This is a genomic window from Micromonospora sp. H61 (genome assembly GCF_018070325.1).
GTDB lineage: Bacteria > Actinomycetota > Actinomycetes > Mycobacteriales > Micromonosporaceae > Micromonospora > Micromonospora salmantinae.
This window is the reverse complement of sequence record NZ_JAGPXY010000116.1, coordinates 1-11,096: the sequence shown is the minus strand read 5'-3', so window position 1 is coordinate 11,096 and position 11,096 is coordinate 1. Positions and strand designations below refer to the sequence as shown.

The following is an 11,096-nucleotide window of genomic DNA, read 5'->3' as shown; positions in this document are numbered from 1 at the left end:
ATCTTGCACTTGCTGTCGTTGATTTGCGCCTTGTGTGTTCTTTTGTCGCGACAGAAAGTGCAAGATCGCGCGGAGGGGGTTGGGGCTACTGGCCTCGGCCCGTTTCGGCCTGGAGTTCGTCGATGCGCTTGGACGCCTCGGCCTTGGTCAGGTCGTCCGGGAGGTCGGTGTGGGCCTCCCGGGCCAGCGTGTTCAGGTAGGACTCCTGCGCCGCCGTCGGCGGCTCGTCCCCGGTGACCCACTCGTCCGGGTCCTTGATCGCGGCATTCTGGTCGGCCTGCTCGGTGCGGCGGTCAGTCATCCTCATCACCCTTTCTTTCGAACAGGTGTGCCAGTACCCCGATCGTCGGTGGTTCATGCCCGAACGCCGCCACCTACGATCATCGGATGACGGAGGACCGGTCGAGCGTGGTGGTGGTCGGGGCGGGCATCGCCGGGGTGGCCTGTGCTGTCGAGTTGACCCGGGCCGGGGTGCCGGTGCAGGTCCGGGAGCGGGGGCACGTCCGCGGTGGCCGGATGGCCAGCAAACGCTTCCAGGGCCGGCCCGCGGACATCGGCGCCGCCTACTTCACCGCCACCGACCCGGACTTCGCCGCGCTGGTCGAGCAGTGGCGCGCCGCCGGGCTGGTCCGCGAATGGACAGACACCTTCCAGGCGTACGACCGGAGTGGGAACCACGAGGTGCCCGGGCCGATGCGCTTCGCCGCCCCCCGTGGGCTGCGTTCGTTGGTCGAGCACCTGGCAGGCGAGGTGCCGGTGACAGTCGACCGGCTGGTGCTCACAGTGGAACCCGGCCCGGTCGTCGACGGGCAGCCGTGTGCGGCGGTCGCCCTGGCCATGCCGGGTCCGCAGGCCGCCCTTCTGCTCGACCCGGCCCTGACCGACGCCACCCGGGTCGTGCAGGCGCAACGCTGGTCGCCGTCGCTGGCCGCGGTACTGCGCTTCCCGACCCGGCGCTGGCCGGACTTTCGGGGCGCGTTCGTCAACGAGCACCCGGTCCTCAACCTCGTCTGCGACGACGGCGACCGGCGCGGTGACGGCGCGCCGGTGCTGGTCGCGCACACCGTGCCGGAGTTCGCGGCCGGGCACCTGGCCCAACCCACCGGGGCCGGCCCGGCGATCGAACAGGCCGTCCGGGACCTGCTCGGGCTTCCCGAGCAGGCCGTCGACGTGCACGTGCACCGCTGGACGTACGCGAAGCCGACCAGCGACGCCGGCGGCGCCACCCACCACCTCGACGCCGACGGGATCGGGCTGGCCGGCGACGCGTTCGGCAAGCCCCGGGTGCAGAGCGCCTGGCGCTCCGGCCGGGACCTGGGCCGTGCGCTGGCCGCCAGGCTGGCCTGAGCCATCCGCTCAGGCGTGACCGGCTGCCGCGACGGGCCGAGCGTCGGCGTCCCGCTCGGCCGGGTCGGAGGTCCGCTCTCCCTCCCGGTCCAGCAACTGCATGACCGGGGTCGCGGTGATGCCGTGCACCACCACGGAGACGAGCACCACCAGCCCGACGGTCGCCCAGAGCAGCTCGGCCTGCGGAAAGTCGGCCTTGGTGGTGGCGTAGGCGAGGTAGTAGAACGAGCCGACGCCGCGGATGCCGAACAACGAGATGACCCAGTGCTCGGCCGGGCGTCCGGGAGCGCCGCGCAACGACAACCAGCCGATCAGCGGCCGTACCAGGAACACCAGCGCCAGCCCGACGGCGGCCGCCGGCCAGGTCAGCGGGCCCAGCAGACCACCCACGATCGCGCCGCCGAGCAGCAGCAACAGCACCAGGGTGAGCAGCCGTTCGACCTGCTCGGCGAAGTCGTGCAGCACCGAGTGGAACTCGTGGGTCCGTTCGGCGGCCCGAATGGCCCGGGCGGCCACGAACACCGCCAGGAAGCCGTACCCGCCGACCACCTCCACCAGCCCGTACGCCAGGAACGTGGCGGCCAGTACCAGGAAGCCCTCGGCGTGCCGGGCCAGCCGCAGCTCGCTGGGAGCGCGGAAGAACAGCTTGCCGAGCAGCCATCCGATGAGCAGGCCACCGCCGACGCCGACGCTGATCTTCCAGAGCACGTCCACCGTGAACCACTCGGCCACCCAGTCGCTCGGCGCGAGGCTGGTCGAGGCGATCGCGATGGCCGCGTAGACGAACGGGAACGCCAGCCCGTCGTTCAGGCCGGCCTCGGAGGTCAACGCGAATCGGACCTCGTCCTCGGAATCCTCCACGTCGGTGGGCTCGCCGACCTGCACGTCGGCGGCGAGCACCGGGTCGGTGGGCGCGAGCGCGGCGCCCAACAACAGCGCGGCGGCCGGCACCAGCCCCGCCCACCACCAGCCGAGCAGGGCCACCGCCGCGATGCACAGGGGCATAGCGATCGCCAGCAGCCGCCAGGTGGACGACCACCGCCGCCAACTCAACGGTCGGTCGATCTTCAGCCCGGCACCCATCAGCGCGACGATCACCCCGATCTCGGTGAGGTGGGTGGTCAGCTCCGGGTGGGCCAGGGGGTCCGGTGACGGCAGCCCGACCGGCAGCAGGAACACCAGCATGCCGAGGGCGAGGAAGGCGATCGGCATGGACAGCGGGCGCCGCTCCAGCACCCGCGGCAGGATGCCCGCGAGCAGCGCGCCCAGGCCCACCAGCGCGAACGCCACATCTACCGGCTCCACGGCACCACCCTTCTGCCCGCACCCGCGAGGTGCGGGCAGGTGGTGACAGTCCTTGCCCCGCAAGGGCTCCGGCTATGCGCATCCGTGCCGGTGGACCCGAGTGATCCTCAGCGGGGCCGGGTGAGCGGCGAGTTCGCCAACTCGTGCAACAGCGCGGCCGGGTCGTCGTACACCGCCACGGCACCCGCGCCGGCGAGCTCGCCGCGGCTGGTGCCACCGCAGGTCAGGCCCACACACGGGATGTTCAACTTCCCGGCCGCGGCGACGTCCCACACCGAGTCGCCGACGAAGACCACCCGCTCGGCGGTCAACCCGGACTGCTCCAACGCGGCGACCAGGATGTCCGGTGCCGGCTTGCTCTGCTGGGCGTCCGCGGAGGAGGTGACCGTGTCGATCACGTCGTCGGCGGCCAGCGCCCGACGAAGCGCGCCCACCTCGGGTTCCGAGGCGGAGGTGGCCAGCACGACCCGCAACCCCCGCTCGGCGCAGGCCCGCAACAGGTCGGCCGCCCGGGGTAGCGGCGTGAGCCGTTCCCAGTACTCGGCGTAGAGGGTGTCGTGCGCGTCGCGCAGCTTCGAGTCGGCGTCGCGGTCCCGCTCCGGGCCGAGGAGATGATCCAGGAGTTTGTCCGACCCCATCCCGATCGAACGGTGCACCACCGCCATCGGCACCGGCTGATCGGTCTGGCGTAATGCCTCCCACCAGCTCACCGTGTGCAGGTAGGTGGTGTCGACCAGGGTGCCGTCGACATCGAAGAGGACCCCGGCGGGCCGGTCGGTAGCCATGGGCGTCCTCCTACCCTCGGGCGGCTCAGGGATGCGCGGCCGGCGGCGTGAGGATCTCGAACCAGACCGTGGAGCCCCGGACCGACGGGTCGGTGCCCCAGGCGTCGCTGAGCTCCTCGATCAGGCCGAGGCCGCGCCCGCGACTGCTCAACGTGTCGGTACGGGCCCGGGTCACGGTGCCCCGGGTGCCGGAATCCGCTACCGAGACGAGCAGCCGCTCGGCGCTGAGGTCGATCTCCACCCGGGCGGCCGTGCCGGCGTGCAGCAACGCGTTGGTGGTCAGCTCGCTGGTGCAGAGCACCGCCGCCCCGATCACCGACTCGGGCACCTGCCACTCGGTGAGCTGGCCGGTCAGCCAGTGCCGGACCCGGCTTGGCGCGGTCGGCTCGGCGGGCACCTCCATGCTCGCCGAACGACTCGGTTTGAGCGCGTGCTCGACCGCCAGCACGGCCACGTCGTCCTCCGTGCCACCCGGGACCGCCGCGGTGGCCACCGCGCAGAGCGCGCGGGGGTCGCCGCTGCCGGCCTTGGCAATGGCGTCGCTCAGGGTGGCCAGCCCGGCGCTCAGGCTCTGCCGGCGGCGCTCCACCACCCCGTCGCTGAACAGCAGCAGGGTGTCACCGCGGCGGAACGGGACGGTCGTGGTGCCCGGCCGGCCGCCCAGCCCCAGCGGCGGCCCGGCCGGGACGTCGACGTACTCGGCGTGGAACCGACCATCCGGGTCGCCGCGGCGGATCAACGGCGCGGGGTGACCGGCGCTGGACAGGGTCAGCTCCCGCCGCTCCGCGTCGATCACCCCGAACGCCACTGTGACGAACAGCTCGTGGGTGCCAGCCTCCACGCCGAGGCTGGTCACCAGCCGGTCCAGGCCGCCCAGGACCGCGGCGGGCGTCGGGTCGGCCAGGGCCAGAGCGCGCAGCGCGGCCCGGACCTGCCCCATCCGCGCGGCGGCCTGCACGTCGTGCCCGGCGACGTCGCCCAGCACCACGCCGAGCGAGCCGTTGGGCAGCAGGAACGCGTCGTAGAAGTCACCGCCGGCCGCGTTGCCGTCCACGCCCGGGTCGTAGCGGGCCGCGATCCGCAACCGGGGCAGATCCGGCAGGTGCTCCGGCAACATGCTGCGTTGCAGCAGTTGGGCAGTGCCGTGCTGGGTCTCGAACCGGCGGGCCCGCTCGGCGGCCTGGCCGATCAGCTCGGCCGAGGCGGCCAGCAACGCCCGCTCGGCGGGAGACCAGGTGTGCGGAACCTGGTAGCCGACCGCCAGCCCGCCGCGGACCACCGAGGTGCCCAGCGGCAGGGCCGCCATCGCGCGGACCTTTTGGTCGTGGCGGTCCACGGCGGTGTCCCGCAGCGGCTGCCCGTCGCGGGTGAACGACGGGCCGCCGGAGCGGGCCGCCTGCACCACCGGGGCCGACCAGTCCGCCGGCGCGCGCCGCCAGAGCGGGGGAAGCCGCTCGTCGGCCTCGTCCAACAACTCGCCATGGACCCGACGCACCATGCGCCAGCCGCCGCCGCCCTCGTCGACGGCGAACGAGGCCTGGTCGGGGTCGAACGTGGTGATCGCGTACCGCAGCGCCACCCGGGCGACGTCGTCGAGGGTGAGGGTGCCGGCGAGCGCCGCGGCCACCTCGCTGAGGCTCTGCAACTGCTCGGTGACGTGGGTGGTCTCGGCCGCGACCGTCAGCACGCCGACGATCTGCCCGGCGCTGTCGCGCACCGGTGAGTAGCCCCGGGTGAAGACCGCCTGCTCCACCGTCGCGGAGTGCCCACGGACCAGCGGCAGGGTGGACTCCTTCTCCAGGAAGGGCTCGCCCTGCCGGTAGCAGCGCTCGATCACCGCACCGACGCCGGGCAGCGCCCAGATCTCCGCGAACACCTCGGCGGCCGGGCGGCCGAGGGCGCTGGGGTGCTTGGTGCCCAGCAGCTCGGCATAGCCGGCGTTGTAGAGCAGGACGAGATCGTCGCCGTACGCCAGGGCCATCGGCATCGGCGAGGCGAGGACCAGCTCCACCACGGCTTGGAGGGCGACGTCCCAGTCGTCGGCCGGGCCCAGCGGGGTGTTGGCCCAGTCGTGGGCGAGCACGCCGACGGCCGGGCCGGACCCGGTGGGTGCGCCCGGGCCCGGAGTTGCTGGCGTGGGGACCCGCCCGACCGTTCCTGGCATGTTCGCAGCCTAGTCGGCCGACCGGAAAAGACATCCGACCACGGCGGCGGGCCGTCGCCGAGTCCGTCGCGGTGGCCGTTCGGGCAGTTCAGAGCCCCTGTCCGGAGGTCTGTCGGGAAAAACGCCGCGCGCTGCGCGGAGTGCCGGACCGGTTGCCGGGTATGCGCCCGGCGCAGTCCATGCGACAGGAGGGACATCATGCTGAAAACCCTCGCGGTCCGGCAGGCCGACATCGGCGATGCCATCGCCGACACCTGGAGGTCGGTGCTGCTCTTCATCCCGAAGGCAGTGGCCTTCATCGTCATCCTCGTGGTCGGCTGGCTCATCGCCAGAGCCGTCCTCAAGATCGTGGATACGGTGCTGGAACGGGTGCGTTTCGACCAGGCGGTCGAACGCGGTGGCATCAAACGGGCCCTGGAGAGAACGAAGTACGACGCCAGCGACATTCTGGCCAGACTGGCGTACTACGCCGTACTGCTGTTCACGCTGCAGTTCGCCTTCGGAGTCTGGGGGCCCAACGCGATCAGTGACCTGATCAGCGGCGTGGTGGCCTGGCTGCCGCGTGCGTTCATCGCGATCGTCATCGTGGTGGTGGCGGCCGCGATCGCCAACGCTGTCCGGGATCTGGTCACCGGGGCGCTGGGAGGGCTCTCGTACGGCAAGGTCCTGGCCGACCTGACGGCGATCTTCATCATCGCGCTCGGTGTGATCGCCGCCCTGAACCAGGTGGGTATCGCCACCACGGTGACCACTCCGGTGCTGATCGCGGTGCTCGCCACGGTGGCCGGCATCCTGATCGTCGGCGTCGGCGGTGGTCTCGTGAAGCCGATGCAGAACCGCTGGGACGGCTGGCTGCAGCGGGCGGCCCAGGAGGCCCGGGCGGTGCAGCAGCAACGTCAGGCCGCGTCGGCCGGGCGTAGCGACGTGGAGCGGCAGATGGCCGACCGCGGGGGTGACCGCACCCAGGCCATGCCTCGGGTGGACGAACCCCAGCAGTACCGCTCGTAGCGGGCGGAACGGCACGACGGGTGGGAGGGTGTTCCGCGTACGACGCGGGGTGCCCTCCCCTCGCGTGTCAGTGCCGGTCGAGTGCGCGAGCCAGCGCGCAGACCGCTACCAGCCGGGTGAGCAGCCACTCCGGGTGGCTCCAGTCCACCGGCCCGCTGGGCGGCGTCCACCCGTGCTCCAGGGCGGCGGCGCGCACCCCCTCGGCGTAGCCGGCGAGCGCCGCGGCGCTCAGCGGCGTGCGGTCCCCGTCGAGGCTGTCCCGGACGGCCGCCGCGTGCTGGTCGACGAGGGCCAGCAGCCCGGGTCGCGCGGCGGCGGCGGCGAGCCCGACAGTGCCCACGGAGACGGTGAGGGCGGCCAGGGTGGACCGCGCCGAGTCGACGGCGGTACGGGAGGCGACCCGGTTGAACGGCACACGCATGGTGACCGAGGCTAACCGACCAGTGACCGTGTCGACCTCGTCCGCTCGGCGGATGTCGGCTGCGCCACTGGGGCGGTTGCCGCTGACCCGGGGGATTGATCCGGCACAGACTGGGCAGCAGGAGAACACCCAGGAATGACGGCACCCGGCACGGAGGCACGGATGGGACAGCAGGCGGACGGACCCGACGAGCGGCACCGGCGGCCGGACGGCGTCAGCGGCGCGACGGTCGCCGCGCTCGGCAAGCTCAGCGAGGCGCTGGAGTGTGTGGAGCGGGCCCGGGGGCACCTCTACTCGATGCACCAGTTGATCGGCCACGCCGACCTGATGCTCGACGACGCGGTGGAGCAGTTTCGCGCCGCCGGGCATCCGCACCTCGCCGACCGGATCGCCACGGAGCTGCGCGGCCGCAACGTCATCGCCGGACGGTGGACGTTTCAGATCGTCGAGGACTTCGACGACGGCTACCACGCGCTGTTCCGGGAGTTGGACCAGCAGGCCCGCGACGAGTTGGTGGGTGGGCGGCGCCACCTCTACGAGGCCGAGATGAAGGAACGCCGCCGGAGCCGGGGCCGGCCGGGCCACGAGGCCCGGCCGGGCGGCGGAGGCTAGTCGCTTGTCGCGTCGGCCGGGCGACGCCGTGCCGCGTCGTCAGCGATGATCACGGTGGCCACCATCAACGCGACGCACAGGCTGAACAGCCACGACTCGTCGGCGACGAGCCAGGCGGACACGGGTGCCTGAAGCGCGGCGAGCAGGAAGCCGAGCCAGGCGAGTTTGCGCTGACGCGTGGAGAGGATTCCGGAGCCTTGATGCATCCCGAAATTCTTACGCGAACCGGCCGGCTTGCCGTCCACCGATCGGCCGATTCTGGATGAGCTGTCCGTTTTCTCGACCGTACGGACACGACTTCTTCACGCCGCGAGCGATCGGGTGCCGACGGCGCTAGGGTGCCCCTGCGGCAGGATGGTGTCTCGTGTCCACCGCGCCCGCGCGTCCCCGCGCCGCACTGCTCCTGCTGTCCTACCTCGCGTTCGTCAGTCTCGGCCTGCCCGACGGCCTGCTCGGCGTCAGCTGGCCCTCGATCCGGGGCGACTTCGACGTACCGACCGAGGCCGTCGGGTGGGTGCTCACCGCCGGCACCGTCGGCTATCTCACCTCCAGCGTGCTGGCCGGCTTCACGCTGGCCCGGGTCGGCGTGGGCGCCCTGCTCGCCGGCAGCACCCTGCTGGCCAGCCTGGCGTTGACCGGTTACTCGGTGAGCCCCGTGCTGGCGGTGCTGGTGGGCTGTGCGCTGCTGCTCGGGCTCGGCTCCGGCGCTGTCGACTCCGGGCTCAACGCGTACGCCGCCGGGGCCTTCGGGCCCCGCCACATGAACTGGTTGCACGCCTTCTTCGGCCTCGGCGTGGCCATCGGTCCGCTGATCATGACCGCGGTGCTGAGCGCCGGGCTCGCCTGGCGCTGGGGGTACGGCATCGTGGCCGCCGCCCAACTCGTCCTCGCCGCCGCGTTCGCGCTCACCGTTCGGGCCTGGCGCCGTGCCGCGCCGGCCGGCACCGAGGCGGGTGCGGCTGTCCAGGGCATGCCCGCCGCCACGGATTCCGGGCCGGCGTCGACAGTCCAGGTTCCGGTTCGGGACACGCTGCGGCTGCCGGCGGTCTGGTCGGGGACGCTCGCCTTCGTGCTGTACGTGGCGATCGAGGTGTCCGCCGGGCTGTGGGCGTTCCTGCTGCTGACCGAGGGGCGCGGGCTCAGTGCGGCGTTGGCCGGCGGCTGCGTCTCCGCGTACTGGGGCAGTCTGTTCGTCGGTCGGGTCGTGCAGGGTCTGGTGGCCGAGCGCCTGGGAGCGGGGTTGGTGTTGCGCGCGAGCCTGGCCGGAATGGCCGTCGGCGCGGCCCTGATCGCCGTTCCCGGGCCGGCCGTCCTGGCGGTGCTCGGCCTGGTCGTTGTCGGGTTCGCCGCCGCACCGGTTTTTCCGCTGCTCACCCTCACCACCGCCGACCGGGTCGGCGCGGCGCACGCGGACCGCGCCATCGGCCTCCAGATCGGTGCCGCAGGGGTCGGCGCGGCGCTCGTCCCGGCCGGGCTGGGCGTGCTGATCGGCAACACGTCGGTGCAGGTGCTGGGCTCGGCCCTGCTGGTGCTCGCGCTGGCGCTGATCGCGCTCTACGAGTGGGGCGCGCGCCGGCCGGCTGCCACGCCTCCCGTGCCGGCGGTGCCCGCCCAGCCCGGAAGCGATCCTCAGACGTCGGGCCCGGTACGGCCGGTGGTGGACGGGCGGTAGGCGCGCTGCGGGTCGGTGTCCTCCCGGCTGTTGCCCCGGACCGTACCGTCTCGGTCCGACGCGGCCGGTCCGTGCCCGAACGCGGCCTCCTCGCCGGCGTCGTTACCCGTCACGTCGTCGGCCTGCCCGTCGAGGCTGGAGCCCGACACCGCGCGCTCCAACTCCTCCAACGGAAGCCGCTCCTCGTCCCGCCACACCCTGATGTTGTCGTCGGTCATACCTTCAGCCGTACCCGGGCGTGATGATCGCAAACGGGCTCGGATACGGCGATGGCCGCCGGGATTCCGGCGGCCATCGGTGTCACTGCTCAGGTCAGGGCTGCGGACGGTCCACCTGCCCGCGCCAGGCGCCGGTCTCCTGACCACGCCGCTCGATGTAGGTCTTGAACCGCTCCAGGTCGCCCTTGGCCCGTCGGTCGACGATGCCGAGCTTGTCGCCGGCCTGCTCGACCACGCCGTGCGGCTCGAACTCGAGCTGCAGGGTGACCCGGGTCTTGTCCTCGTCGAGCCGGTGGAAGGTCACCACGCCGGCCTGCTGGGTGCCGCCGGTGGAGCGCCAGGCGACCCGCTCGTCGGGGAGCTGTTCGGTGATCTCGGCGTCGAACTCGCGCTTCACCCCGGCGATGTCCACCGTCCAGTGGGTCATCGTGTCGGAGAGCTGCCGGACCTCCTGCACACCCTCCATGAACTCGGGGAACTCCTCGAACTGCGTCCACTGGTCGTACGCGGTGCGTACGGGTACGGACACGTCCACATGTTCGGTAACGCCACTCATCGGGGAACCTCCTTCAGCCGCCGGTGGATTGCCGGATCGGGGGCGATCCTGGTCACCAGCGAGTTGTCTCGTTCTTGTTGCCCAGCGCCGCCCACACCTCGGAGACCGTCTGGTAGACGGTGCCCTCGGGCAGCCGTTCCAGCGCCGCCACGATGTCGTCCGGCGCCTCGTTCTCACGGGCGCTGGCAATGAGCACCAGACGGTCGCCCGGCAGCGCGCTCATCGAGATGAACCGGCCGAGCCGGCTGCGCTGCTCGACGTCCGTAGAGCTCATGCCCTGCGGGGTGCCGGTGCGCAGGTCGCCGGCCGGGGCGGTGGTCGTCTCCGGCTGGTCCTCGCCAGCCGGTTCCGGCACCCGCGACTCGTCGACCCGAGAGCCACCGGTCCCCGGCCCCTGTACGAGACCGCTGACCTCCTGACTCATCTGTTCGTCGATCCTCGGTCCGTGCTTGCTGTTGCCACGCTCCATGCCTTCTGCGCTACCCGGCACCCCACCCGATAAACCGGCACCGGGCCACGAACCGGCCCTCGGCCCGGCGGCGAACCGGACACCGCGGCCGAACGGGGCTCACTCGTCGGCGGGCTTGCGGGGCGGTAGCACCGGCTCGTCCGGGTCCGGGTCGCCGGCCTGCAACTGCCGCCCGCGTTGCACCTCGGAGTTGATCTGCACACCCAGCATCAGCGCCGAGTTGGACAGGTAGAGCCAGACCAGGAACGCGATGGCCGCCCCGAGGCTGCCGTAGGTGGTGTTGTACGAGCCGAAGTTGGCCACGTAGAGGCCGAAGCCGAAGGAGGCCGCCGCCCAGGAGATCAGGGCCACCGCGCCGCCCGGCGTGAGCCAGCGGAACCGGGGCTGGCGCACGTTCGGCGCGATCCAGAACAGCAGGGACAGCAGCACCATCATGATCATGGCGAGGACTGGCCACTTCGCCACGCTCCACGTCGTGCGGGCCAGGCCGCCGGCGTTGATCAGGTCGCCGACCGCATCGGTGACCGGCCCACTGACGA

At 72.3% G+C, this 11,096-nt stretch carries 14 protein-coding genes; 4 read left to right on the top strand and 10 right to left on the bottom strand.

The window, feature by feature from the left end; genetic code table 11:
• Nucleotides 1–85: 85 nt before the first annotated feature.
• Nucleotides 86–301, bottom strand: a complete 216-nt coding sequence (locus tag KBX08_RS31185) for a DUF3072 domain-containing protein (protein ID WP_210787361.1) — start codon at nt 299–301, stop codon at nt 86–88.
• A gap of 107 nt (nt 302–408) precedes the next feature.
• On the opposite strand from KBX08_RS31185, the gene KBX08_RS31180 reads away from it, so the two are divergent.
• Complete coding sequence (locus tag KBX08_RS31180; RefSeq protein WP_210787362.1) at nt 409–1,347, top strand: NAD(P)/FAD-dependent oxidoreductase; 939 nt, start codon at nt 409–411, stop codon at nt 1,345–1,347.
• Between the two features lie 9 nt (nt 1,348–1,356).
• Here the strand turns inward: KBX08_RS31180 and KBX08_RS31175 are convergent, their stop codons facing one another.
• From KBX08_RS31175 to KBX08_RS31165, 3 genes are all read right to left on the bottom strand, one after another.
• Nucleotides 1,357–2,652 carry a sodium:proton antiporter gene (locus KBX08_RS31175; RefSeq protein WP_210787360.1) on the bottom strand — a complete coding sequence of 432 codons (1,296 nt, stop codon included), beginning with the start codon at nt 2,650–2,652 and terminating at the stop codon, nt 1,357–1,359.
• 107 nt (nt 2,653–2,759) lie between these two features.
• Nucleotides 2,760–3,437: an HAD family hydrolase gene (locus KBX08_RS31170; protein ID WP_210787359.1), complete on the bottom strand. Its 678-nt coding sequence runs from the start codon at nt 3,435–3,437 to the stop codon at nt 2,760–2,762.
• 25 nt (nt 3,438–3,462) lie between these two features.
• Nucleotides 3,463–5,601 (bottom strand): SpoIIE family protein phosphatase, encoded by a 2,139-nt coding sequence (locus tag KBX08_RS31165; protein WP_210787355.1) that lies wholly within the window; start codon nt 5,599–5,601, stop codon nt 3,463–3,465.
• 198 nt (nt 5,602–5,799) lie between these two features.
• Between KBX08_RS31165 and KBX08_RS31160 the strand changes: the two genes are divergently transcribed.
• Entirely contained in the window at nt 5,800–6,609 is an 810-nt protein-coding gene (locus tag KBX08_RS31160) for a hypothetical protein (protein ID WP_210787353.1), read from the top strand.
• A gap of 67 nt (nt 6,610–6,676) precedes the next feature.
• Here KBX08_RS31160 and KBX08_RS31155 read toward each other — a convergent pair whose 3' ends face one another.
• A complete protein-coding gene (locus tag KBX08_RS31155) occupies nt 6,677–7,030 on the bottom strand; it encodes a DUF6401 family natural product biosynthesis protein (protein ID WP_210787351.1) in 354 nt (117 codons plus the stop codon).
• A 162-nt stretch (nt 7,031–7,192) separates the two neighbouring features.
• Here KBX08_RS31155 and KBX08_RS31150 point away from each other — a divergent pair, with 162 nt between their 5' ends.
• Nucleotides 7,193–7,642 (top strand): hypothetical protein, encoded by a 450-nt coding sequence (locus KBX08_RS31150; protein ID WP_210787348.1) that lies wholly within the window; start codon nt 7,193–7,195, stop codon nt 7,640–7,642.
• On the opposite strand, the gene KBX08_RS31145 is transcribed toward KBX08_RS31150, so the two are convergent.
• Nucleotides 7,639–7,848: a hypothetical protein gene (locus KBX08_RS31145; RefSeq protein WP_210787345.1), complete on the bottom strand. Its 210-nt coding sequence runs from the start codon at nt 7,846–7,848 to the stop codon at nt 7,639–7,641. The genes KBX08_RS31150 and KBX08_RS31145 overlap by 4 nt on opposite strands.
• A gap of 158 nt (nt 7,849–8,006) precedes the next feature.
• Here KBX08_RS31145 and KBX08_RS31140 point away from each other — a divergent pair, with 158 nt between their 5' ends.
• Nucleotides 8,007–9,314: a sugar MFS transporter gene (locus tag KBX08_RS31140; RefSeq protein ID WP_210787343.1), complete on the top strand. Its 1,308-nt coding sequence runs from the start codon at nt 8,007–8,009 to the stop codon at nt 9,312–9,314.
• On the opposite strand, the gene KBX08_RS31135 is transcribed toward KBX08_RS31140, so the two are convergent.
• The 4 genes from KBX08_RS31135 to KBX08_RS31120 all read right to left on the bottom strand — a co-directional run.
• Nucleotides 9,272–9,532: a hypothetical protein gene (locus KBX08_RS31135; RefSeq protein WP_210787341.1), complete on the bottom strand. Its 261-nt coding sequence runs from the start codon at nt 9,530–9,532 to the stop codon at nt 9,272–9,274. The two genes, KBX08_RS31140 and KBX08_RS31135, sit on opposite strands and share 43 nt — an antisense overlap.
• A gap of 94 nt (nt 9,533–9,626) precedes the next feature.
• Entirely contained in the window at nt 9,627–10,088 is a 462-nt protein-coding gene (locus KBX08_RS31130; RefSeq protein ID WP_030334984.1) for an SRPBCC family protein, read from the bottom strand.
• A gap of 52 nt (nt 10,089–10,140) precedes the next feature.
• Nucleotides 10,141–10,557 (bottom strand): DUF2795 domain-containing protein, encoded by a 417-nt coding sequence (locus KBX08_RS31125; RefSeq protein WP_088947320.1) that lies wholly within the window; start codon nt 10,555–10,557, stop codon nt 10,141–10,143.
• Nucleotides 10,558–10,656: 99 nt separating this feature from the next.
• Nucleotides 10,657–11,096: YihY/virulence factor BrkB family protein (locus tag KBX08_RS31120; RefSeq protein WP_210787338.1), on the bottom strand; the 440-nt coding region annotated here is incomplete at its 5' end.